Here is a 22,301-nt window from a genome sequence, read left to right as displayed (position 1 = left end):
TCCGAAATATGTGGACATATTTCGGACATTCCAGGCTTGCATTCGTCCGAAATACGTATACATATTTCGGACATGAGCGAGACTCGATCCGACCTGAAGGCTCTCATCCAAGATCGCATGGTGGCAAGTCCACCACGCACGGTCTGGACGCCCGCGGATTTTCTTGACCTTGGCAATCGCGATGCGGTGGACAAGGTGCTGCAGCGGATGGTCAAGGCCGCTGAGCTGCGGCGGATTGATCGCGGACTGTACGATCGACCGACATTCAACACCCTGACCCAGCAGAAAAGCCCACCAGACCCCCGTGGCGTCATTGACGCCGTGGCACGGCGCGATCAGATCCGGGTCCTCGTCGACGGCATGACCGCAGCAAATGACCTCGGTCTGACTGACGCGGTGCCGGCTCGCATCGTCGTTCACGCCGACGCGCGGTTGCGGCCGATTCGCCTTGGCAACCTCGACATCACCTTCCGGCCCACGTCGGCCAGCAAACTCTATTGGGCAGGGCGCCCGGCAATGCGCGTCGTCCAGGCGCTGCATTGGCTGCGCGATATGCTGGGCCAGGATGACGGAAACCAGAAACTGTTGCGGCGTCTGCGCCGACTGCTGAACGATCCCGACCAAGGTGAGCGCCTCCGGGCCGATCTGGCCGAAGGCCTGCCAACCCTTCCCGCTTGGATGCAAGTTCTTTTGAAGTCCCTGCTGAAGGACGCGGCCGAGATATCCCAAGGCCAGCTCCAGCCGAATGGGACTACGCCACCGAGAATGCCGAGCCAATGAATTCTGCTTATGACCAAGTTCTGAGCGCCGACGCCGAGACAAGGGCGGGCCTGTTTACGACAACAGCTCAGCGTCTTAGCTCCACGCCGCAGAATATCGAAAAGGACTTCTGGGTGTGCTGGACCCTGGACGCGCTGTTCAACGGCATGCCCGACGACAGTCCACGGCTGCTATTCAAAGGCGGCACCTCCCTTTCCAAGGGGTTCGGCCTGATCAGCCGGTTTTCGGAAGACGTCGACGTGACTGTGTTCCGCGATGATCTGGGGGAGGGGACGTCGATCGCCGAACTTCAGAACCTCAGTCGAACCAAGCGCGAGGCGAAGCTGGATGCCATCAAGGACGCCTGTACGGCCTATATCCAAGGACCGATGGCGGAGGCCCTGACTGTATTGGTAGCCGCAGCCGCAGAGCGCACGGGACTGCCGCAAAATGACTTTCAGGTACGAACTGACGACGATGACAGGCAGACCCTTCTGCTTTGGTATCCGACCGCGACGCCTGTTGAGGCGTATGTCCGTCCGGCGGTAAAGATTGAGTCAGGCGCGAAGTCAGCGCTCGATCCGAACACGCCGCAGATCATCCGACCCTATGTCGACGAGGACGCGCCAGGTCTCGATCTAAGTGTGGCAGACGTCACTACGGTCGATCCGGAGCGGACCTTTTGGGACAAGGTCGTGATCCTTCATGGCTTGCGGCGCTGGTTTGAGCGTCGCGGTGAACTGCGTGGTGGCGGCCAACGGATCTCGCGACACTACTATGATATTCATCGGCTCATGGAGTCCGAAACCGGCCGCCGGGCGATCGCGAATACAGACCTTGGCGCCGACTGCGTGGCTCATGCTCGCATGTTTTTCAACCGCAAGGACTACGACCTTGCATCAGCTGAACCGCCGACCTTCGCCCTGCTGCCTCATGACGAAATGGTTGATGCCCTGCGGCGAGACTATGGTGCCATGACCGCCATGATTTTTGGGCCTGTGCCGAATTTCAACTTGGTGCTCGAAAGCGTCGGACAGTTGGAAACGCTATTGAACGCGCCAAAAGGTTGACGTTCAGCCTGCTGTATGTTCGCCATTTGTGCTCGAAAAGTCGCATAAAAGGCAGTCTGGAAGTTGAAAGTTCAGGACCCAAAAGGCCTCATTTCATTCCATTGAACCGGCCTTGGCCGGATAACCTTTGCGACGTAGCTAAGAAGGCGGCTTCATAGCCGAGCGCGATGGCGAGGATGCGCTAGTCTAAGTCTAGCATGCATCTGTGAATTTTTGCATGCGCATCGCTGCCGACACCGCCTGGCATGATTGTCGTGCTCGAAAACGGCTGCGGCGATCGCGGCAAAGCGATCGCCGCGATGATGGGGATCAACGCCTGGGCGTTGCATCGATGCGCGATACAGAGGCCTCCGCCTGGCATCGAGCAACATGCACGGAGGTACGCAAAGCGCAAATGCATCAAGTATTTGAAAGCTAGAAGCGCGCCGGCAGCCTGGGCGGGGGGCTTGGGGTTAGACTGCCGGCGCACGCCACTCATGAAGAGCGGCCCCTTTTCGCGGTTCGGACACCCATAGTCAACCCGGCAGCGTCTGGATGCCCGCTGTGCTCTTTTCAGAGCGGCGCGCGATGCCGGCTGCCGGCCATGTCGGCCGATCCTGCCTAGGATGGTGGGCCACTCTCGTCGGCCGAGTTGATGCTCCAGCCAGTATCGCCTCGCCGACCGGCATGAGTTCGCCGTTAGCAATCCTTCGTCGCGAGCTGATGCTATCGTGCACATGTCGCAGCACTCCGGGCGGCTATATCACCTAAGACAGCATGAAGAAGCGTTCCAAGTTCCTGTTCGGCGAGCCCGTGTGGTGACTCGGACAGTGGACGAATTCTCTTGGCGGTACTGCGCCGGAAGGCACTCGCGTCCAACGGAATCAAGCCTCGAATATAGTCCCAAACTACACATCACAAGAGCGGTCTTCCACCCGTTTGCAGATTATCCGACTGATCAGGCGGCGTTTGATATGTCCGACCCTGCCTCAAGCATTCCCACAGGTATGGACAGCGATCTCGCTTTATGAGAACGGCATTTTCGGATTTTCGGTCACGATCGGTGATACATCATGAAACGTCTTGCGATCGTTGCAAATCACGAAATCATTTGGAAGGTTCATTTCGACATCGCCGAGGAACCGCTGCGAGGCATCAGTAATCGTGCTCATACCGCCGGTCACGTTAACCCGCCCGATCATGTAAGAAACGATGAAATCCACCCCGTCCTGATGAAGGCCCTCGGGTGCTGGTTTGCCGTTTACACCGTCGCGTGCAACAATCCGGTAGGGATGAAGCTTAATATTCCAACGATCATGTCCTGTGGTTTCACAAAGAATTCTGCAGAAACCTGTCAGAATCTTGTTTAAGACAGTATGATCTATAAAGGATTGTTCAAAGGGCTCGAAGTAGCGCTTGAAGCCGCCATTCAAGTGGTTGATGGCTTTCGATTGCTCGTAAGGGGCATGCGGCAGGAGCCGAAAAATTCCGTCAACTGCGTCATATTCAAACGCACCATAGCGCCGGTAGCGATAGGTCCCGCCGTCACGCATGTATTCATCGAGAAGCAGTCGATTCCAGTGGTCAGCAAAGTTCTTCCAGCCAGCATCAATTTCGATGCCGAAGCCGGCTTCGGTGCGCTCACCTCTCGAAAACCACCATCCATTCGTCACCAGATGATCAGTGCATTCTTGACTGAGGCTGCATAGCGCCTGGGGTGCGACCTTTTTCATGGGTGTCTCCCGTCTTGGTAATTTGGCGAGGGGGAAGTTTTAAAGGACGCTTGGTGGCTCGCGGCTTGGTGTTCCCAAAGGTGGCGGTCCGTAATGTATTTCGGCGTGCTGGCTATGATGGACCGAGGTAAAAAGCGCGTATTATCGACTATGTAGCTGACGCTCCCGCTGACGCCCTCGAGCGCGGACCCATGCACCTGAAACCGCCTCCTGGGACCAGGCTTGCTCAAGCCCTTCCTTCAACACGATTGATCCGACGCCAAGGGAAGCGGTTTCGAGGTGCCGCAGCGCGTCCATGATGATGGCCGCTGCGGGGGCCTCGCGGACTTCGAGAACCTTTTCACCGGTTGAGATGTGTTCGAGCCCGACAAAGCGGCCGTGTCCGAATTTACCAACTGCTTTATTCAGGAGCGGGATTGTGTCGATCAGTGCAACATCACGGTCATCAATTGACACGAGATTTCCGTCGATAAATCCGAGTTTGATCTCTACCGGCTGCTCTGTGGCGATGTTGCGCGTCCAATCAAACGCCTCTTCCGGGATAGAAAAGTTCTCGGGATCTTCCAAAGGTCCAGACTCGAATTCCCGGCACCAGAGGTTTTCGTCTCCGCTCCAGGTGCGGTCCGTCACAAAAGTCAGCCCGAACTTGGAGAGGGCGGCGGCCTTCTGCTGCCGGGAAATCACCGAGCATTCATACGGACTGCCGAAGTTGCCGGAAAATCCCGAGCTCTTGATGCTATTGTTAAGGCGCGGAAGACTATTCTGCGAAAGACTTGCTGTATGAAGAAGCAGCCGTGAGCCGATTGATGTTGCATGATCAACAATCAACGAGGCGATTACGGGACGGCTCAAGGAACTGCTTAGCGGATAGTTACCAAGGTACTTGGCGTGGGCCCGAATGGCGGGTTTCACGCCTCGTTCGACAAAAGCTTCCCGCCCTTCGAGACAGACAAAGCGCGCGCCGAACCCGGCTACCGTCTGTTCCAGCAAAGGCTTATCGATGGAAGTTCCGACATCCACCGCGACAGCTTCAATATTCGCAACGGGGTTCATTTGTCAGGTCCTGCTCTCAAAAAAGATGCCGGCAAAGGTTCCGGCGAGGATGAGGCCGGCACCTATCAAGCCCGTTGCGGTCAAAGATTCTGTCAGGAGAAGGTGCGCGAGGACGAAACCAAAAAAGGGTTCTGTTCCCATCAGCAAGCCAACCCGTGTCGGCGTGGATTTTCTGACCGCGGCGTTTTGAATGTAGAATGCAGCGATCGTGCAGAAGAGTGAAAGGAAGGCGACGGCGCCCCAAAACTGAAGGGGGGCCTTCACAATAAGGCCGTAGATTCCGAATTGACCCACGGCTAAAACGAAAGTGAGTGTTGCCACCGCCGATCCCTGGATGGCCGTCAGTGCCGCAGACGAAATCTGCCGGCCGGCCAGAAGGCGTTTGGTGGAAACGACCATAATTGCTCGCAGAATCGCAGCCCCCAGCACAAGCGCGTCACCCGGACTGAACTTGCCGATCCCGCCAGTGAGAAGGCCGACACCGATGCAGGATATGGCGGCACTTGCCAATATGCCCGGAGGTGGAAGTCGCCCCGATAGCCCATAGTCAATGATCGGCGTGAAAATTACACAAAGCGAAATGATCAAGGCCGTATTCATTGCGCTTGTTGATACAACACCGTAAGTTTCAGCAATAAAAATTGAAAAAAGTATTGTCCCCAATACGAGGCCACGGATGCAATCGCCCCAAGAGATCGACGCGATCTCATGTCTTGCCACCACTGCCATAAAGATCGTGGTAATCAGGAAACGATAAAGAATGAGGATCAAAACCGGCGCATAGAATAGTGCGCTTTTCGCGACCGGATAGCTCGCGCCCCAAACGAATGCGACACCCAGTACGGCCAGGTCGGCCGAGAAGGATGAGGTCAGTGACCTCCTCGCAGGTATTGAAGCACGTTCGAAAACGTCCACGTTCAAGTATCCTTTGTGCTAGCCATCCATCCTACTGTGCAGAACGAGTCAAAACAGATTAGGCCGTCCCTGTAACGTTGGTATCGCGGAACTGTCCGGCCTTCCGCGAGGCGCTCATCGATGTCCCACCACTGGACTTCATTAAGCGGCGGGACGATCGAGCGGCTTTTTGTCCAGTCGTGGCCCGCGTCGCGAGATTTTGGCGTCCCCACATGCAGTAGGGGGAGTGTTTGGTTACAAGCTCGGCCCATTCCGATTGCAACCGGAGGGCGGATTCGCATGCACAGATCTTGCTGTAGCGACTGCCTGAGGCTGTTCATGGAGGAACTCCTGCAGGTTCGTGCCGTAGGTATTTGTGATTCAGCAAAGCAAATGCCGTGCCAATCCAGAAAACCATTTTTAGACAACACGATCGTTTTGATAGTGCAGTGTTTCATACCCAACATTGTCAGAAGGCCGACAATGAGTCCGACTGCCGGGCATGCAACCGAACGCTGTGATCCTGTTATCCTGACAGGTTTCCCGCTGCAGCTCGGCTTGGCAATTCATCAGGGCCTGTCGCAAATGAAAAGTCGAAGGGCGAGGCGGCTTCCGGCTCGCAGAGCGGCCCGAACGACCTCGGCGCGGTCTCTAAGCCTCGCCCCGATGCAGCTTGGCCTACATACCGACGATCTCGTTGACTACGCCGCGCGCAAGGAAACGCGGCACGAGCACCTTGCCGTAGTTGCGGACGCTGTACAGCTTCGTACTTTCTCCGGGCGGTGCGCGCGAACTGAAGGAATGGCTGTTTCGGGAAGCCGACTTGGCAGTGTCGAACGAGGATATTGCCCGTCGCTTCGTGGCCGACTGCCGTCGCACCCGCACGGGTCGGGAGTTCGCCGCCTGGCTCGGGCCGACACCTTCGCAAAACTCGAGGGGCGGCAGCGGATCCTCGGCTTGTCGCGTTGCTCGCCAGGAAACCCGTGCGCTTGGCGAGTGTGGCCATGGCGAACAAGATGGCCCGTGTGGTCTGGGCGATCATGGTACGCGCGAGACCTCAAGCTCGTCATGCCGCGAACCTTGCGGTGTAAGGTTGCGAAGAAGATAAATTTTAGGACAGAGAACAGGCGGGCCGATCGATCGGCTACCAGTAGGTTGTGAGAGCGACGCGATGTGATGGCGAGACTGGTCAGGCCGGGAACAGGGACAACCCGTCGAATGTCCGAGCACCATAGCCTGATAGGCAGATTGAGATCCAGTTCGCCGGTCCCATCAGGGCCAGCAGTCTCGGATGGCTGCATCAACAGGCCGGACAGAAGACTGCACCCGCCCAACGCGCCGTAACGTCCAATTACCTCTTGCATCGCGGGAGCCATCCACAGAGGACGTTTCTCGGAGAAGGCGACGGCGCTGCATGCGGAGTACCACCGACCGGCGGTCTGCCGACCGCCCGCGCTCGTGTCGGTAATGTCGAGGCTTCCTTCAGCGAATAGCGACCAACAGGAGAACTTTGACCGATCGCGGGTGCGAAGCCGCATTGGCATGTGAGCGCCCAAATAGACTGCCAAGCCACGCTCGAGTCAGCGTGCAGATCTTTGCCCAATGGCCCGAGGTGATGGGCTGCCAAACCGTGACTCTCAAGCTCCCCTACTGCACCAGAGGACTACGACCCGCTGCCTTCCTCTTAAACCGTCATCGCTCTGACAACACATTCTGCAATGCTCGGCGGATGTCGATGAGGCGGCTCATCACGCAAAGTAGGTATTCAGCAGGTCGGGAGGAACGAATGAACCCTGATGCTTTCCGCAGCCCAGTTTTCGTTAAGCGTGCAACGTACATCGTGCAAGAGATTGCCAGCCTGGCCGACGCCATCGATTTCCTCAATGAGTGGCCAGGAGACCGCAGAGACTTGATCCACGAAGCCGCCCTCAAGGCGTGCTATGATGCATATGACGGGCGAATACCTGTAAGCGCAGCGCGCAATGCCTTTTTCGGCTTTGCGAGACGGGCCGCTATATTGGAAGATACAACCGCCGCGATGCAGTGGCTCGCTGCCTGCAAGTCGGGCGGTGGAAAAGTGCAAGTGTAGGCGTAGGCGAAATGTGCGAGGCTGGCGCGGGCAGCACGCCAAGGAGGGCACTGTGTCGAGATTTCACAGTTCGCCGAAAGCAAAAGCTTCTCAAAATCAACAGCAAAACGGCAGATCTCGCGCAACCCCCATCACAAACCAGACCCACTGCATTCGGTCGCAAGTGCCAAGTCCAGCGACGAAGATGCAGCGGAACCACTCGGCTGGCAAAGAAGTGCGACCGAGGAGGCGGAGAGATGATCGGCTTGAGCAGATTTGAGCGGCCAGTGGTTGTTAAGGTTAGCCGTCACAGCTCGGAGCGTGTCGTGTTCGACGTCAATGACGCGGCCGCTATCTTGCTCCGTGATGTTAGTCGTCGGACCGAGAAACGGAAGATAGCGATGGACGCCTGTCGGCAAGTATTGCGTGGCGAGGCTCATCCACCAACTGCACGAAGAGCTTTCGTCGCAGCCGCGCTCGAAGCAAAAATCCTGCGCAGTGACTAAAAAGTGAAGCCGCGCGATATCGGTTGGCTATGCCCAGGTTCGAGCACCGCGTTCGGCTTCAGCGTCGAGCAGCCGTTCGCCGCGAAGAGCGGCACTGCGATATCTTGATGGAAAGGAGAAGGGAGTTCGCGCCGCTTGTGCCCCGGAGCGGGTCTCCCCACAGACGGCGCAGCAACTGGCTCCGCAGGATCGGCCTCGGATGATAGGCAGGCCGCTGGTCGCTAACAGCACGACCCGGCAAAGCCGACGGCGCCGAGGTCGAGTTCTCGATGAAGACTTCGATGCGTCGGACCGGATTGTCCTGCATCACCTAAACGTCCAGGCACTCGGGAAAGAGTGTCGCTTGCCGGCGATCCTCGCCCCCGACAAACCGATTTATCCATGTCGGCTCTTCTGAGCCTTGTCCACCGAAAGCGGGATTAGCCCGACCGGCCTTGGCCTGCACTGGCCGCAGCTCGATGCCGATGTGGATGTGCCGGCGCTGCTGCAAGGTGTGTTCGGCTCCAAGCGTTGGATGGCCGCGCAAGGTTGCTGGCGGTCTATAAGAACCGCTCGTGGTCTGTTGCGACACACGGAGCGGCCTTTTGCCCGAGAGCCATGCCAGCCTCCTTTCGTCGGCTGGACCAGCAAACAATATGAGAGTTCCGTCTGGATCCAGGGCAATAAAATCTCGTACACCCGGGGCTCTTTCTTGAGCGTCTGGCGAAAAATGCACTCCGGCGGTTGGGAACTCCAGAAAGAACTGCCCGGTCTCGGCTGCGCTGTTGAGGCGGAGAGCAGGTGTTCACGCGCTCGTACATTGCCAACGAACACAGGTTGCGCCGATTCCAAAGCTCGTCGATCGAATTGCGACATTGTTCTCGTCGGCGACAGCGCGGCATGGTTTTCCAGGGCCTGGCGTCAACGCTGGGCGTGACGCTCGTTGATGATCATGCGCTGGCCGTGGCCTGGAGCCGGCGCTGATGGTCGTCGATCCGCCGTTCGGGACCTTTCGAAGGAAACCGGAGCAGGCTTTCCGCACTGCCCAGTAAAAGCCCTTCCAGTTCGCCCGCGCGTCGCACTCCCACAACCCTATGCGAATCAGTAAATCGACTCGCCGGCACTATTGTTTGAGGGGAAATGAATCTAGTTTCAAAGGGTTCGGCTGATAGGCCGGGCACAGCTGCGGCCACCACGGCCATTTGACATAAACGCGTCGCCCGATTGAGATTATCTTGACGGTAGCGCAGTTCGCCATCCATGCCAGTCGAGATGATCATGGGCAAATATCGAGACATTTCTTTCGAGCCGAAGCGGCCCCCTGCGAAATAGCCGGAAGTCTTCCGGGGCGCTGCATGGTGATGAACAGGCGGGCAGCTCGCCTGCGAACAGGAAAACGCCAAACGAATTCGGTACAAAATGCCCGTTTAGATTGCGATCAATCCGCACCGCCATTAGAATCCGTGAGGATTGGGGAGGATCAAATGGCGCTGGCGCCCACCATCGTCGGATGCCTGACGATCGATGATGCGCTCGCCGTCGTTCGGTCTTCATCTATAGTTCGGCCCGCATCGAAAGGAGCCGCTTCGCAGCTTCCCGTTCCTGGCTCGAACCGCTCGTCGCCGCTGTCATCGCCGCCGCCTATCTCGGCTATGAAGTCTGGCTCATGGGGTACTAATCGAAAGAATCCAATGCGCATCGTCGTCCGCAACAGCCCCGGCCATCCACTTGCCCCCATCACTGAGCGGGAAGCGATGGCGCTGCGCGCTTGGTACGGCAATTCCAGCAACAAAGACGATGATCGCATCGCCCTTACCGCCATCAAACGCGCCAAGACTATGGACGGCTGGATCGAATGCGACTGCGTTTCCAGCCAATTCAAGCCGCTGCTCGCGCCGATTCAGCAGGAAAAAACCTTCACGCTGCGCCGCCTCACACCAAAGGACGGAGATCCGCATCAACATGGAGATCGGCCAAACCATGCCGACACGTGTCCCTTCCATGTCGATCAGGATGATACCCCTGCGCTCTTCGACCAAGGATACAACATCAGACCGCTGCCCAAAACCGAGCGCGCCTATGTTGATGCTCTGCCTGCTATCCCCGACCGGCTTGCCGATCGCGACGCGTCGGCGCCGGGGCGGTCCGTTGAACGCAACGACAGGCCCTCTAAGCTCGGCGTCATCCTCTGGAGGCTGATGGGCAAAGCCGGCGTGAACGTGATCCCGCCGCTGCAGGATCGGCCGGAATTCGCTCTCAGCCCTCAGCTCTCCAAACTTCGCCATGCCGCACGCGAGCTCAAGGTTCTGCGCACCTGGACGCTCGGCGCGCTCATGTCCACTTGGGCGGCAGACTACTTTGACCCATACAGCCGCTGGCAGGCGCTGCTCGACAAATCACGCCCCGACTGGCCCGAAGCCTTGCGCCGCACCGGCTTCATGCTGCTCTTTTCGCCGACAGTCTCGGCCAAGGCCGTCTCGCCTGCCTCGAACGCGCGCAAGATCGAGATCCACTCCAAAGTGCGCCAGCCGCTGCGAGGCGATCCCGCAAGCCGCGGTCCGTTCCTCACCATCCTCAATGCCGATTTTCAGGAGAATGACCAAGGCCCGATCAGGGCAATTCAGGGCTATGCGCAGCCAGTCTACAACGGCGATACACTGTTTCCCGTCGAAATCTGGCTTCGAACGCGACGTTTCACACATGCTGTTCTGGTTGCAGCGCTCCCTCTTTGAAGCCGCGCCGCAACTGCGCATCAGGATCACCAAACCGCTGTTTGCATGGCAAACGCCTTCGGGACTATGCCGCCCCGACTTCGTGCTCGAGACAGTCTATGGCAACTATGACCCAGTGAACCTTTTCGTCGAGGCCTTCGGCATGGACACCGAAGAATACAAGGCCGCGAAGGAAAAAACGCTCCCTCGGATGCGCGAGATCGGGCCTGTCTTCGAAATCCGGCCGGCGGATATTTTCGCAAGCGAACGCCGAAGAGACCGGCAAGAGGCTGCTATATTGGGTGCTCGAGCATTCCCGGCATTCGACGCGGGCGCCGCGTCAAATATCGACGGAACGAAATGCGACTACACACGGCTCTTCAATTCGCGAGGGCATCCCGCCGCTTAAGACGGAATACGTGGTGAAGGTGTAACGGCTACGTCATCCTCGCCATTTTTTGCCATAAAGCATCTTTGCGCGCATGAGCACCATGAACATATCCTTGCCCGATAACCTCAAAACCTTCGTCGACCAACAGGTCTCCGAACGAGGATACGGCACAAGCAGCGAGTACGTTCGAGAATTGATCCGGCGTGATCGGGATCGCGAACAGTTGCGCGACCTGCTCATGGACGGTGCATCATCGCCGCCGACCGAGCCAATCGACGACCGCTACTTCGAAAACCTGCGGGATCGCATGCAAAGCCGCTCCAAAGCGTGACGGCGAAGCTGGTTATTCCGCGCGAGCAAGCGCGCAAGGACGTTGCAGCGCCTTAGAGTACCGACACCTCGTGCCCGGTCAAAATTTCGTACTTCACCCTCGAGCGACATAAGACAAAGCCTGAATCCCCCAACTCCGCAGGGCTATCGCATATGAGTAAAGAGGTCATAGAAGAAATCTTTGCTCCAGTTTGCCCTTCGCATCTTGCTGGCAATTGGTTTGTCGAGCGGATGGGCAGCCAAGATGTTTTGCGCGAGCCTTCGGATGACGGCCAGACTTTGTGGAGCGTTGTCCTTTCGGGTGCGGGCGTCATCTTCATGGAAGACAACATCTAGGCTCCAGTGCAACTGGTTTTCGATTGTCCAGTGGGCACGTACGGTCTCGGCCAATTTCCTGGGCGTGAGCAGCTTGGAGAGTGCGATGTAGCGGACCGACGCAGCCGTTTTATTGTCGGCCGTGCGCAGGGCTTCGATTGCGACCGATGGCCTTGAGGCCTGGGAACACAGGCAGGTCCTTGAGTTTGGCAAGCGGCAAGATGCTGGCTCGGCGCACTTCGGTGCGGCCGTGAGCAGTGTCGCGCGTTTCGAAGCAGGCGATCTCGCCTGCCGCGGCAAAGCTTTTCTCAGCCGCGGCAAACAGACGGCCACGATTGGCCTTCAGCCCGAAGGCGTAATGCGCCTTCTGCGCAATCAGCGCTTGGGCCGTGTCGGGGCGGCAATGCAGGGCGTCGGCGGTGACCGTGCAGCCCTTAAGATCCAAGCTCTTCAGCAACGCCAGCGTCGCCCCGACCTCGTCGGAGGCCAGCGCCCGCGTTGCCGCAATCGCCAGCCTGGTCTCGGCATCCCAGGCACTGACCATCAGCGGCGGCATGAAGGCACGCCCCTTCTCATAGCCGCGCCTGAGCGCCTTGCCGTCGATAGCCACCACGCCACGCGGCGGGCCAAGTCCAAGTTCGCGCCGCAACGCCGACATGAAGGCGCTCAGCGCGCTCGACAATTCCTGCGGATCAAGAAGCCGAAACACCCGGCTGAAGGTGTCGTGGCTCGGACATCCATGCTTCAGTTCGACGATCTCTTTCAGATCGTCTTCCCGCCCCTCCACGAATTCAGCAATGTCCACACAGCTTTTGGCACCGCACAGCGTCGCTGCAAGCGCCAGGAACAGAAGCTCCGCAAGATTATGCCGCGCATTGATATCGCGCGGATCTCGAACCTCTCGCAGGATAGACATGACCAACGGCACTGCGGCCCCCTCTGTAACGAGAAAGCCTCTCAAGAATCCCTCTTTTCCTACTTGGCAAGAGCAAATCAACTTATCTGCGATTCCCCTGCCCAACTCCGGGTCCGCACAAGAATGGATCCGGCTGCACGCCGACATTCTGTTCGTCTCAACAAATCCGAAATGTGGCAAAAAAATCCAGTTCGCGGGCGCAATTTGGAATCATCTTCGTCGCAACCGAGCGAAAACAGGGCCAAAAGAGGCTTGTTCAGCGATCTCCTCCCAAGCCGCTGGACAGAGTTCCCCCCAAGGCTTTGACGCTTCCTTCGCCGGGCCGTATTCGAGTCCGGCTTTTTCTTCCCTGCCGAAGGCGGTGCACTCAAGCGTCGACGCTGGCGGCCATTACTAATGATACACGGCGGCCGTGCTGGAGGAAGCAGTTCGAGACGCGACGGGCCAGACGGCGTCGCCATCGAAGCCTTGATACGAAGACCATGCAAGAAAAAGACATTCCGGCGTTTGTACAATCAATTGTCGATCTCGGCTGCAACATCTGTGCAATCGGCCACTTCGGATATGTCTTCGGCGATGTTGATTTACCGCCAGCCCAACGCGAGGCCATCCAGCCACAGCTGCGACGGATTGCCGAAATCTACGGCGAACGCGATTATCTCGTGGCAGAAATAATCGCGTACCTGTGGTCGATCGGACGCTATGTCGAGATTGGGCCGCAGACAGGGGCTAATGATGGCAGTCGATCATCGTCGAACTGCCCGGGGTTCAGGTAGCGATGCAAACGCTCGACGCGAAACGCAGATCCCAGCGAGGCGTTCGCGTGCATCGAGCGGCGCGCAAAGCGCCGATACCCGGTTCCGGCGGAGAAGGTGCGCAGTTCGCCAGTTTCCCGGGATTGCGGCCGGGCCTTCGTTGTTGGAAGATCCCAGGTTTCCGCCAACGACCAAGCTGGCGCGAGTCGATCCCGGCACCCAGAAATTGCACTGCGCTACAATTCGCCGTTCGACAATCGACTGTTGAGTGGCTATCCTGACAACGTCTCATTCGTTCAGCTAAAACAGGTGATGCAGTGTCAGACTGTTTCGATCTCGGGCGCCAGATTTCGGCATTCGACTTTGCCTGTTCTATTTCATCTTCGCCGCATCGTTCACCCCCTTCATCCTAAACCCCAACGCCGCGATCGGGGTGTGGACCGTGACATTCCTGTTCCTCTGCGCCTGCGTTCGCCACGCCATGGTATGAGGGTCCCGAAGAGGTCGCTCGGCTTCGACGAAGAAACCGCCAACGACACGCCGCCTCTCTGAACGGACCTCGGCACAGTCGACAACGCCCACACCGCGGTCATCTGAGGAGGAACCAGGTGCAGTTTCAATCCGATTTTCAAACCCTGCCGTCTCACAAGGTCGCAGCGCGGGAGATCATCGCGACAACGACAAAACAGGACGCCCTCTTTCCGGTCGGTCATATGTTGTGCGTCAACCACGAAGAGCGGCATCTACAATTGGAAAGGCAGATTTTCTCGATAAAGGACGACTTTCTCTATGCCTGCATTACCTATGGCGACGGCCTCGAGAACAAGCCATTCAGCGGTTTTACATGGGGCAAGGGCTTGGGGTATGCGTTCCTGGCCTTTTTTGTCCAACGGGCTTTTGGCATCCACCGCTTCCCATTTTTTTCTGACCGGAATCTGTGCGGCTATCTGACTGACAAACAAAAGAAAACGGTCATTGATGTCATCCAAATGCTCTCCCCCGGGCGGGTGAACGCAATTTGTGACGAGCTTCTCGACATCCATCAGCACGCGCAAAACCTGCTCAAAGAGAAAGGGATTGGCGAAGTTCATCTGACCCGGAAGATTATTGACCGCGGTGATTGCGCCACCTCCCGCGAAAACTATGCCCAGACAATCATGACCCTCAAAAAGGCAGCGCAGGCCGTGGGCGTTGACAAAGTCCAATTCGAGATGGATGTGCTGAATTCCTGGGGAGACGATAGCGGCTATTCCTTTTACCCGATCCTTCTGCGCCAAAGCCTGCCGGCCCAGGACATCTTGTATTTCAGCAATATGATTGCCAGCCGCGACGCGTCGGCCAGAGATCAACGCCGCGCCGTGGAAGAGGCTGAGTGGGTCGTTGTCAATCGCTCTCCCACCGGCGTCGTTGACTTTCACGTGGATGATATTGTTTTCGATGAGAGCGCGTACGAGGACTCGAGAAACTGGAGCCGAGAAAGGTATGCCAAGTTTCTCGAAAATTATTCGCCATTTCCCTTCCGATACGCCCATCGAATTGATCAGCGTCACGCTTCCCCTGGCTTCGGCTGGCGCCTGACGCGGAAGGGGCGCCTGGGATACCTTCTAAAAGCGCTTTCTCCATGGAGTTAGTCGCGCTGTGGTGAACGTCCAGGCCGAAAAGGGCAAGCCGCTGCGCGGCCGCGCTCAGCTCCGCTAAGGCTCGGCATCCGCTGCGCGGACGCGCTTGCCAAGCTTCGTCGAGCCCCGAAACGGGTCTCGCCCCGTCCGGGCTACGATCGCTCTTGCGACGCCCAGGCTGCGGCCGCTCACAAACCTTATGCGCCAAGCATCGCCCCTGCCTGGCCGGCAGAAGGTGGGCGGGCGAGGTCCTCCTTTCAAGAGTAAGAGAAAGCACAGGCCCGGTCGAACGGGCCTGAGTGGGAGAGAGAGGCTTTCCCCGGTCCCGTGACCGGAGAAAGCGTCATGACCAGCAAATCCCGCAAGCGTCCCGCCACCGTCCGCCGTCCGGACAAGGACGTCTATCAACGCATCACCGACAACATCGTCGAGCAGCTCGAGGCCGGCGTTCGGCCCTGGCACCAGCCATGGGGCGCCAACGGAACGCCGACACGGCCGCTGCGCCACAATGGCGTGCCCTATCGCGGCATCAACACCGTTCTGCTCTGGATGGAGGCGACGGCTAATGGGTACACCTCCCCCTACTGGATGACCTATCGCCAGGCCCAGGAGCTGGGTGCACAGGTCAGAAAGGGAGAAACCTCCACACTCGTCGTCTATGCCGGTGCAATCGAAAAGACCGAGGAAGGCGAAAACGGCGAGGAAATCGAGCAGCGCATCCCCTTCCTGAAAGGCTATTGCGTCTTCAACTGCGACCAGATCGACAACCTGCCGGCGCAGTTCACCCCCGCGCCAATCGAGCCGCTCTCGCCGATGGAGCGCTATATCACCGCCGACGCCTTCTTCGCCAATACCGGCGCCAGGATCCGTCACGGCGGCAACAGGGCCTACTACAATCTCACTGACGACATCATCGGAATGCCCGTCTTCGAGCCGTTCGAGTCGCCGGACTCTTACGTTTCGTGCGTCGCACACGAGTTAGGTTTCATCGCAAGTGTCCTCCTTGTCGCGACGCCTGTTGCTGGGAGGGCCTGACCATGGCTTCTCTCGATCGCGCGGATGTCTACGCCCGCATAACAGCCGAGATTGTTGCGGCTATCGAAGCCGGCGCCGGCGAGTATGTCATGCCTTGGCACCACAACGGCTCCGCGACGGCGCGGCCCGTCAACGTCGCCTCCGGCAAGGCCTATCGGGGCGTGAACACACTCGCCTTGTGGGTCGCGGCGCAAAGCGCCGCGTATCCAACAGGCCTCTGGGGAACCTATCGGCAGTGGCAGGCGCTTGGCGCTCAGGTGCGTAAAGGCGAGCGCTCCACGACGGTCGTTTTCTGGAAGCAGATCGGCGGTGACGGTGACGAGGATGACAGCGGTTCGGATGATGGAGCGGAGCGCCGCCGCTTCTTTGCTCGCGGCTATTCCGTGTTCAACTGCGCGCAGGTCGATGGCTACGAGCCGGAACCTATTGCTGCGCACTCAGAAGAAGAACGCGTCGCCCATGCCGATGCTTTCTACGCCAACCTTGGCATCAATACCGTCTATGGCGGCAATGAAGCCTATTATTTGCCATCGGCTGATCGGGTGCATCTCCCAAGTTTCAGTTCATTCAGGGATGCTGCCTCTCATTATAGTGTGCTTTTTCATGAAGGGCTCCATGCAACGGCAGCAAAGCATCGACTTGACCGCGATCTATCCGGACGGTTCGGCTCCGAGGCCTATGCCATGGAGGAGATTATTGCCCAGGTGGGGTCATCGATGATCCTTGCAGACCTCGGTATTGTGGCGGGTCCTCGACCTGATGACGCCTCGTACATCTCAAGTTGGCTAAAGGTCCTGCGCAATGACTCTTCCGCTATCTTCACCGCCGCCAGCAAGGCTCAACAGGCGGCCGACTGGATGCATGCCCGGCAACCATCCAGCCAGGTCAGCGCAGCGGCCTGACAGACAGTTCAGCGGCGGGCGCCGTTGCCGCTCGCCGCTGCAATGAAGCCAGTTGCGCTTCGGCAACCCTTGCTCTGTGCAGAAGGGAAAGGTTCTCGGTCGCCAACTTGCGTTTTTCTTCGGCGTGCCGACGGGCGTCCGATCGCAGGAGCGCAATTTCTGCTCCCATCTCTTGCACTCTTGCAGCCAGATCCTTGGCCGGCCCCGGTGCCTGCGAAGCTGCCTCGATTTCATCGAGGATGTCGCGGTGGGTCGTGTAGAGCGGATTGCGGCTCTTGCCTGCCTCCCGCGCAACGGAAGCCGGATTGATCCGTACCACTCGGCCCTGATGATCCGGATGACGTCCTTCGCCGCGGACCAGACGGGCAAGAGCCGCGCGATAGGCACGAGCGGCGGACGTTGCTGACGCGGATGGCGGATTAGATGTGCTCATCATCTCCTCCGATCTTGTTCAGGACGTATTCGCACTGGTCGATCGCTTCTGTGAGAACGGCGGCCGTCATCGGATTGGCGCCCGGCATCAAGGCTTCATTGCGGGCCCGCCGGTCCCGCCAATACGGCGCATGACGCGCCTCGATCACCATGTTGGCGCACCCCAGGCAGACCGAAGGGCTCCGGCCTGCCTCGTTCGGCGCAACTTCGCCGCTGCATCGGCTGGTTTCCGACTGGAAGACACACCAGCCGTAGTCACAGGCATGGATCCGCAGGTCCGTTTCCTTGAGCACGAACTCTATGTAATCGCGCCTCACTTGCTCGCCGGCGCGTCCCCGGAAGCGCGCGTTGCCCGCGACAATCCGTTCGCCCATCCGTCCCGCGAGCCGGTCGCTCACCAACAGCCTTTCCAGCGCTGTCGCTGTCTCTTCGCGGCTTTCATGGTCGACCAGTTGATGAAGATCAAAGTCGCTGCCGACATATCCGCGCGCGGTCATCGCGACCGACGCGTGCTTGTAATGCTCGGCCAGACCGAGGAGCTGCGATCGGTCTTTACGCGCGACGAAGCGCGCGAAGGTTTTGCGGAACTGGTGAGTGCTGAAGGGCCAAGGTTTTCCTTCATGCAATGGCACTCCGACATGACGGGCAAAGTCATTGATCCGCCAGCCGATGTGCATCTGGGTGACCGGTACGATCTCGCCGTACTGCGTATTTTTCACAAGGAAGAGCTCGCGCTTGCCAGACACCTCCCGGAACGGCGCGCTCAACTGCTCGAGCAGCTTGACCGCTGTCACGACAGGTTCTGGAGCGATCCAGCGCTCCGCCCGCCCGCCATGCTGGTCGACGGTCTTGAAGAGCCTGGCCACGACATAGGCCTGCTTGACGCCGGTTTCGCCGATGGCGCGGAACTCGATTGCGCCAACCTCCATCGAGAGGATTTCGCTCACGCGCATGCCGACGAAGCCGGCAATGACGATATAGCAGGCCTCGACGAGATGGGTGGCGGCATGGCGGACCGCATAGGCACCCAACAAGGGTTCGCCTGCCGGCCCCGCCAATGCGGCACGGGCTAAGGCGCTACGGACAAAATGCGATGGGCCGCGACGATGGCGCTGTGTCAATCCAAAGGCCCGCGCTTCGCGACGGATGGTTTCCGCTTTCACGATCGTCGGACCATGCTCTTCGACCCACTGCAAGGCGATGTTCAGCAGGGAGATCGCGATGGCGTCGGGGATGAAGGGGATCGCACCTCTCGTTGCCGGCGTCAGTCCCGCCGCTTCGTAGGTTGTTTCCTGTGGTAGAGGATCGATCAACGGTGCATCTTCGAACTTTGCGCGTTGCCGATAAAGGTCCTTCAGCACCACCATGTAATTGACAATGGTGTTGGCGGTAATGGGCTTTCCGCTGTATCCGGGCCGCGTCAAAAGCCAGGCCCGCAACCGCTCCACCGCCGCAGCATCGATGCTGCTGAACGTCTCCAGTCCATCTATCGCCATCCACCTGATCATGGTTTTCAGGTTGATGCTCTTGCTCTGCACCGAGCTTGCCGACAGTCGTTTTCGACCTGTGGGCGGATTGACGGTCATGGACCAGAGGAACTGCTTTGCCGCAACGTGGAGGGCAATCCAGGCCTTTGTGCTGATCAGCGCTTCCTTCGGTACCGGCAGCAGCCAGCCTATTCTGTTCTGATCGGCGCGACGACCAGCCGTTCGGATATCAAGCAGCCATTCGTCGTCGCCAAAGCGGCTCTTCGGCGATACCGCTGCATCCATCCACGTTGCTATCGAGGTAGTCTTATCAAGCCGCGCTTTCATTCAATCACCGGCAAAGCTGGCGCCGTCATGCCTGACGCCGCAAGGTGCAGTTCGGGAGAGAAGCGGGACAGGATGTCGTTCTCGAGGATTTCCAGTTTCGGTGCATAGAGGAGCCTCCAACGGTCTGGCGCCAATGTCTTGCGCGCAGCAACGAGGGCGTCCCGGGTGGACAGCAAGCGCGCCAAAACGTCCGAATCGAGCGGGATCACGGCGTTCGGGCAGGTGAAGCAGCCAAGCCAGGCCGTGCAGAGACGTCCTGCCTTCTGACCTTCTGCGACACCCGCCAGAGGATCGCTGCAGGTGAACCCTGCAGCGGTGGCATGTCTGGCGTCGATCACCTGCGTGTCGAGTTCGATGTGCCTATGGCTGCCATCCGCGCCTCGAACAACGTCGATGAAGCGGGCCTGAAGATTGCCGATGACCCGTTCTTGCGCCCTGCGTGCAATCGGCCGATCGACATATCGCTGCGTCGTGTCAGGCGTAGAGTGATTGGCGAGTATCTGGGTTTTCAGGATGTCGTGCCCAAGCGCCTCATGCGCCAGTGTAAGTCCCGTTGTGCGCAATGCCGCCAGGGTCAATGCAAGAGGCGCGCCGCTCTCATCGGCAAGACCATGGCGCTGAGCGAACAGCCGAACATGTTTGCTCATCAGATAGTCGGGAATCAGCTTGATCGCCCGCGTGCCGTTTATGCTTGCCGCCAGGAACAGCCGATCGTGATCTTTCGCTGGGACATGCGACAGCAGTGGTGCTGTCATCGCCAGAACGCGGTCGATCAGGTTCGGCACTGAGAGGCTCTTGTCACGTAGGAAGCTGCGACGTTGCATGCGATTGGAACGGCCTTTCGACCAGGTCATGACCTCGCGTCCATCGAGCAGCAGATGCTCGCTCATGCAGTCCCGCCGCATCTCGCGAAGTGCCTCTGGGTTCGCATAGCTCTGCGCTCCGATAGCGATCATGTAGGGAATGAGCGTTTCGGGCAGGGTATGAAGATAGCTGACGAGCTTTGGGGTCCCGCCATGTCTGAGCGCTGCGAAGTAAAGCCGCCACCGGCCCGCACCCCTTTCCAATGTGACGTTCTGCGGAGGAACGACGCCGCCATAATGCTCAACGATGACAGCAAGCATAACGCCGAGATCGTTGAGATCGAGGCGGCTAAGATCGTGCTCCCGCGCGATGGCCTTGCGATCGACCTGCGAGAGCAGGGCTTGTCCTGTTTGGAAAGTCGACCAGCTCTCCTCGATGTCTCTCCTGGCCGCGACTAGCACCGCTTCTATTTCCGATCGGGTCAAGGCGTCGCGAGGGCGCGTCTCTGCGTTTTTCCTTGGGAAGGCGTTGAACGGGATCTCAAGATTTGGTGCAACTAGCCCTGGCCAGTTCCGCTTCAACCAACGGACCATTTGCTTGAGCTGCGACCAGCTGGCGTGACGCGTGCTTTTTGCCCATGACTTGGCATTGAGCCATGCGATGAACGATCTTAACACGTCCGAGGTGACCTCGCGCATTGAGACGAGAGGGCATTCGCTCATCCAGGAACCCGAACCAGCGACAGAGTATGTGGAAGGCGCCCCTGCGTGTTGCGGCGCTGTGGCCCGCATGATGCTGTCGGCCGCGACCCCAGGCCTGTTGCGATAGACCGAGAAGTCGAAGCTGCGCTCCAGCTTGCCGTCGGGATCAAGGAAGTTGACGATCAGAGAACCGGGCACGCCCGCCAGCGGTACCGGTGATGGCGCGAGCCGATAATCCTTGCGCCGCCGGGCCATCACAGAAGAGCCTCATACAGCTCATCGACCGATGCCTCCACAAAAGTAAGATCGGTTGCCAGAACGCGCAAATAAATTGCGGTCGTGGTGAGGTCGGCATGCCCCAGGATCACCTGGAGGGTCAGGAGGGGATTGAGCTCCGGCTCGTGCTGTGCCCGCCGTTGCAGGAACCGGAGCATCGCCGTTGCGAAGGTGTGGCGCAACGCATGAAAGCTCGCGGTGACACCTTCGGCAGCCGCAGCTGCCGCGAACATTGCACCGATGCGCCGCGCACTGATCGCGCGTCCGGATTCCGTAAGGAAGACCGCGTCCGGTTCCCTATAGTCGCCATGTCGCGATCGCGCACGCCGGACAATGATGGTGCGCTCTTCACGCATATAGGCGCGTGTCCGATCGACCAGAGGCGATGGTGGATAAACGGTCCGCGGCTTGCCACCCTTGGTCTCCTCGATCTTGATGGCTGTCAGGGCATCCGAGTTGGATCGCGGAATCGCCCGTTGTCCCAATCCGGCGACTTCCATCCGGCGCATGCCTGTGGCGACGGCCCATTCAACGATCAGTCGGTCGCGTGATCCCAAATTGGCCATTACACGCCGCAGCATGGCTGGCGAAAGCGGCCTGGGAAGCGTCGGCGTATGTCGGACAGTCAATTCGTTGACGACCTGCTGTCCGCCTGTCGCGTCAACGTGCGCAAGAAAGCCTTGCGGCCGGCTCCGCGACAAGGCCAGTTCGCTCGCAGTGAACGGAGCATTTTCGGTCAGGCCAGCATTGACACACCATCGGTAGAACAGAGCGAGCGTTCTGATCCGGCCATTGATGGTGCTCCGTGCAAACGCTCGCCTCGTATGATCGCTGCGACCGGAGAGCATTCGATCGCGGTAGGCAGCGATTTCCGCCACCCCGATCACATTCCAGGCCCACTCATTGGCTTCGAGCGTCTGCCACCAGTCGTAGAGAACCTCACCGTAAGTGCGCCACGTGTGGATGCTGCGCGTCCGTCCCCTCACGAGGGCAACATGCAATAGCCAGGCGCAAGCTGGTTCAACCAGCCGCATCTCGCGATCGAGCAGCATCGGAACGTGCGACCGAGGAATGCCAATCGGCGCAAAGTCATCGGTGGTGAACAGCAGCTCTGCCAAACAGGTCTCCAATTCGGGCGACCCGGCGGCCGGGGGGGGGGGGGGCCCGCCGGCGGCCCGCCCCCACCCCGCGCCGCCGCCACGGAGCCAGGAGCAACTCAGAAGTAGGAAGAGGGGGAGCGGGGGCTAGAGGAAGCCGCG

At 59.0% G+C, this 22,301-nt stretch carries 20 protein-coding genes and 2 pseudogenes; 12 read left to right on the top strand and 10 right to left on the bottom strand.

From position 1 onward, the window contains the following. The first annotated feature begins 36 nt into the window (after positions 1 to 36). Together NKJ01_RS28975 and NKJ01_RS28970 are read left to right on the top strand one after the other, a co-directional pair. Positions 37 to 780: a DUF6088 family protein gene (locus NKJ01_RS28975; protein ID WP_352733345.1), complete on the top strand. Its 744-nt coding sequence runs from the start codon at positions 37 to 39 to the stop codon at positions 778 to 780. Continuing rightward, positions 777 to 1,829: a nucleotidyl transferase AbiEii/AbiGii toxin family protein gene (locus tag NKJ01_RS28970; protein WP_352733343.1), complete on the top strand. Its 1,053-nt coding sequence runs from the start codon at positions 777 to 779 to the stop codon at positions 1,827 to 1,829. Before NKJ01_RS28975 ends, NKJ01_RS28970 begins: the two co-directional genes overlap by 4 nt. A 1,004-nt stretch (positions 1,830 to 2,833) precedes the next feature. On the opposite strand, the gene NKJ01_RS28965 is transcribed toward NKJ01_RS28970, so the two are convergent. From NKJ01_RS28965 to NKJ01_RS28955, 3 genes are all read right to left on the bottom strand, one after another. After that, complete coding sequence (locus NKJ01_RS28965; RefSeq protein ID WP_352733340.1) at positions 2,834 to 3,541, bottom strand: 2OG-Fe dioxygenase family protein; 708 nt, start codon at positions 3,539 to 3,541, stop codon at positions 2,834 to 2,836. A gap of 141 nt (positions 3,542 to 3,682) precedes the next feature. Continuing rightward, entirely contained in the window at positions 3,683 to 4,594 is a 912-nt protein-coding gene (locus NKJ01_RS28960) for an argininosuccinate synthase domain-containing protein (protein ID WP_352733338.1), read from the bottom strand. A 3-nt stretch (positions 4,595 to 4,597) separates the two neighbouring features. Continuing rightward, positions 4,598 to 5,509, bottom strand: coding sequence for a DMT family transporter (locus NKJ01_RS28955; RefSeq protein WP_352733335.1), 912 nt, complete (start codon positions 5,507 to 5,509; stop codon positions 4,598 to 4,600). Between the two features lie 917 nt (positions 5,510 to 6,426). On the opposite strand from NKJ01_RS28955, the pseudogene NKJ01_RS28945 reads away from it, so the two are divergent. The 3 genes and pseudogenes from NKJ01_RS28945 to NKJ01_RS28935 all read left to right on the top strand — a co-directional run. Beyond that, positions 6,427 to 6,579, top strand: a pseudogene (locus tag NKJ01_RS28945) (IS110 family transposase); the annotation flags it as partial. 695 nt (positions 6,580 to 7,274) lie between these two features. Then, positions 7,275 to 7,577 (top strand): DUF982 domain-containing protein, encoded by a 303-nt coding sequence (locus NKJ01_RS28940; RefSeq protein ID WP_352733332.1) that lies wholly within the window; start codon positions 7,275 to 7,277, stop codon positions 7,575 to 7,577. Between the two features lie 11 nt (positions 7,578 to 7,588). Further along, positions 7,589 to 8,062: a DUF982 domain-containing protein gene (locus tag NKJ01_RS28935; RefSeq protein ID WP_352733329.1), complete on the top strand. Its 474-nt coding sequence runs from the start codon at positions 7,589 to 7,591 to the stop codon at positions 8,060 to 8,062. A gap of 929 nt (positions 8,063 to 8,991) precedes the next feature. On the opposite strand, the gene NKJ01_RS28930 is transcribed toward NKJ01_RS28935, so the two are convergent. Continuing rightward, entirely contained in the window at positions 8,992 to 9,321 is a 330-nt protein-coding gene (locus NKJ01_RS28930; RefSeq protein WP_352733327.1) for a hypothetical protein, read from the bottom strand. A 411-nt stretch (positions 9,322 to 9,732) separates the two neighbouring features. Between NKJ01_RS28930 and NKJ01_RS28925 the strand changes: the two are divergent. Together NKJ01_RS28925 and NKJ01_RS28920 are read left to right on the top strand one after the other, a co-directional pair. After that, positions 9,733 to 11,078 (top strand): annotated as a pseudogene (locus NKJ01_RS28925) (DUF8535 domain-containing protein); the annotation flags it as partial. Between the two features lie 156 nt (positions 11,079 to 11,234). After that, complete coding sequence (locus tag NKJ01_RS28920) at positions 11,235 to 11,474, top strand: type II toxin-antitoxin system ParD family antitoxin (protein ID WP_352733324.1); 240 nt, start codon at positions 11,235 to 11,237, stop codon at positions 11,472 to 11,474. Positions 11,475 to 11,617: 143 nt separating this feature from the next. On the opposite strand, the gene NKJ01_RS28915 is transcribed toward NKJ01_RS28920, so the two are convergent. Both NKJ01_RS28915 and NKJ01_RS28910 read right to left on the bottom strand, forming a co-directional pair. Then, the gene (locus tag NKJ01_RS28915) at positions 11,618 to 12,001 is read right to left on the bottom strand and encodes an ISAs1 family transposase (protein WP_352733321.1); all 384 of its coding nucleotides are present in this window, start codon (positions 11,999 to 12,001) and stop codon (positions 11,618 to 11,620) included. Continuing rightward, a complete protein-coding gene (locus NKJ01_RS28910; protein ID WP_352733318.1) occupies positions 11,919 to 12,704 on the bottom strand; it encodes an ISAs1 family transposase in 786 nt (261 codons plus the stop codon). Before NKJ01_RS28910 ends, NKJ01_RS28915 begins: the two co-directional genes overlap by 83 nt. On the opposite strand from NKJ01_RS28910, the gene NKJ01_RS28905 reads away from it, so the two are divergent. The 5 genes from NKJ01_RS28905 (at position 12,703) to NKJ01_RS28885 (ending at position 17,015) form a co-directional block, all read left to right on the top strand. Beyond that, positions 12,703 to 13,101 carry a hypothetical protein gene (locus tag NKJ01_RS28905; RefSeq protein WP_352733315.1) on the top strand — a complete coding sequence of 133 codons (399 nt, stop codon included), beginning with the start codon at positions 12,703 to 12,705 and terminating at the stop codon, positions 13,099 to 13,101. The genes NKJ01_RS28910 and NKJ01_RS28905 overlap by 2 nt on opposite strands. Positions 13,102 to 13,186: 85 nt before the next feature. Next, positions 13,187 to 13,480 carry a Y4lK-related protein gene (locus NKJ01_RS28900; RefSeq protein ID WP_352733313.1) on the top strand — a complete coding sequence of 98 codons (294 nt, stop codon included), beginning with the start codon at positions 13,187 to 13,189 and terminating at the stop codon, positions 13,478 to 13,480. Between the two features lie 587 nt (positions 13,481 to 14,067). Next, positions 14,068 to 15,090: a hypothetical protein gene (locus tag NKJ01_RS28895; RefSeq protein WP_352733310.1), complete on the top strand. Its 1,023-nt coding sequence runs from the start codon at positions 14,068 to 14,070 to the stop codon at positions 15,088 to 15,090. A 333-nt stretch (positions 15,091 to 15,423) separates the two neighbouring features. After that, positions 15,424 to 16,113: an ArdC family protein gene (locus NKJ01_RS28890; protein ID WP_352733307.1), complete on the top strand. Its 690-nt coding sequence runs from the start codon at positions 15,424 to 15,426 to the stop codon at positions 16,111 to 16,113. A 2-nt stretch (positions 16,114 to 16,115) separates the two neighbouring features. Beyond that, positions 16,116 to 17,015 (top strand): ArdC family protein, encoded by a 900-nt coding sequence (locus NKJ01_RS28885; RefSeq protein WP_352733304.1) that lies wholly within the window; start codon positions 16,116 to 16,118, stop codon positions 17,013 to 17,015. On the opposite strand, the gene NKJ01_RS28880 is transcribed toward NKJ01_RS28885, so the two are convergent. From NKJ01_RS28880 to NKJ01_RS28865, 4 genes are read right to left on the bottom strand one after another with little or no spacing between them, the layout of a single operon-like run. Continuing rightward, positions 16,999 to 17,448: a hypothetical protein gene (locus NKJ01_RS28880; protein WP_352733302.1), complete on the bottom strand. Its 450-nt coding sequence runs from the start codon at positions 17,446 to 17,448 to the stop codon at positions 16,999 to 17,001. The two genes, NKJ01_RS28885 and NKJ01_RS28880, sit on opposite strands and share 17 nt — an antisense overlap. Next, the gene (locus NKJ01_RS28875; protein ID WP_352733299.1) at positions 17,435 to 19,261 is read right to left on the bottom strand and encodes a site-specific integrase; all 1,827 of its coding nucleotides are present in this window, start codon (positions 19,259 to 19,261) and stop codon (positions 17,435 to 17,437) included. The genes NKJ01_RS28880 and NKJ01_RS28875 overlap by 14 nt, the downstream gene beginning before the upstream one ends. Further along, positions 19,258 to 21,021: a site-specific integrase gene (locus NKJ01_RS28870; protein ID WP_352733296.1), complete on the bottom strand. Its 1,764-nt coding sequence runs from the start codon at positions 21,019 to 21,021 to the stop codon at positions 19,258 to 19,260. The genes NKJ01_RS28875 and NKJ01_RS28870 overlap by 4 nt, the downstream gene beginning before the upstream one ends. Next, positions 21,021 to 22,160, bottom strand: coding sequence for a tyrosine-type recombinase/integrase (locus NKJ01_RS28865; RefSeq protein WP_352733293.1), 1,140 nt, complete (start codon positions 22,158 to 22,160; stop codon positions 21,021 to 21,023). The genes NKJ01_RS28870 and NKJ01_RS28865 overlap by 1 nt, the downstream gene beginning before the upstream one ends. Positions 22,161 to 22,301 lie beyond the last annotated feature (141 nt).

The sequence above is a fragment of the Mesorhizobium sp. M0276 genome (assembly GCF_040321755.1).
In the GTDB taxonomy this organism is placed as follows: domain Bacteria; phylum Pseudomonadota; class Alphaproteobacteria; order Rhizobiales; family Rhizobiaceae; genus Mesorhizobium.
This window is presented reverse-complemented; position numbering and strand designations above follow the sequence as displayed.

Coding starts and splice junctions, on each gene's coding strand:
- NKJ01_RS28970 (WP_352733343.1), top strand. CDS start 777: ATGAATTCTGCTTATGACCAAGTTCTGAGCGCCGACGCCGAGACAAGG.
- NKJ01_RS28965 (WP_352733340.1), bottom strand. CDS start 3,541: ATGAAAAAGGTCGCACCCCAGGCGCTATGCAGCCTCAGTCAAGAATGC.
- NKJ01_RS28960 (WP_352733338.1), bottom strand. CDS start 4,594: ATGAACCCCGTTGCGAATATTGAAGCTGTCGCGGTGGATGTCGGAACT.
- NKJ01_RS28940 (WP_352733332.1), top strand. CDS start 7,275: ATGAACCCTGATGCTTTCCGCAGCCCAGTTTTCGTTAAGCGTGCAACG.
- NKJ01_RS28935 (WP_352733329.1), top strand. CDS start 7,589: ATGTGCGAGGCTGGCGCGGGCAGCACGCCAAGGAGGGCACTGTGTCGA.
- NKJ01_RS28930 (WP_352733327.1), bottom strand. CDS start 9,321: ATGATCATCTCGACTGGCATGGATGGCGAACTGCGCTACCGTCAAGAT.
- NKJ01_RS28920 (WP_352733324.1), top strand. CDS start 11,235: ATGAGCACCATGAACATATCCTTGCCCGATAACCTCAAAACCTTCGTC.
- NKJ01_RS28905 (WP_352733315.1), top strand. CDS start 12,703: ATGACCAACGGCACTGCGGCCCCCTCTGTAACGAGAAAGCCTCTCAAG.
- NKJ01_RS28910 (WP_352733318.1), bottom strand. CDS start 12,704: ATGTCTATCCTGCGAGAGGTTCGAGATCCGCGCGATATCAATGCGCGG.
- NKJ01_RS28900 (WP_352733313.1), top strand. CDS start 13,187: ATGCAAGAAAAAGACATTCCGGCGTTTGTACAATCAATTGTCGATCTC.
- NKJ01_RS28890 (WP_352733307.1), top strand. CDS start 15,424: ATGACCAGCAAATCCCGCAAGCGTCCCGCCACCGTCCGCCGTCCGGAC.
- NKJ01_RS28885 (WP_352733304.1), top strand. CDS start 16,116: ATGGCTTCTCTCGATCGCGCGGATGTCTACGCCCGCATAACAGCCGAG.
- NKJ01_RS28880 (WP_352733302.1), bottom strand. CDS start 17,448: ATGAGCACATCTAATCCGCCATCCGCGTCAGCAACGTCCGCCGCTCGT.
- NKJ01_RS28875 (WP_352733299.1), bottom strand. CDS start 19,261: ATGAAAGCGCGGCTTGATAAGACTACCTCGATAGCAACGTGGATGGAT.
- NKJ01_RS28870 (WP_352733296.1), bottom strand. CDS start 21,021: ATGGCCCGGCGGCGCAAGGATTATCGGCTCGCGCCATCACCGGTACCG.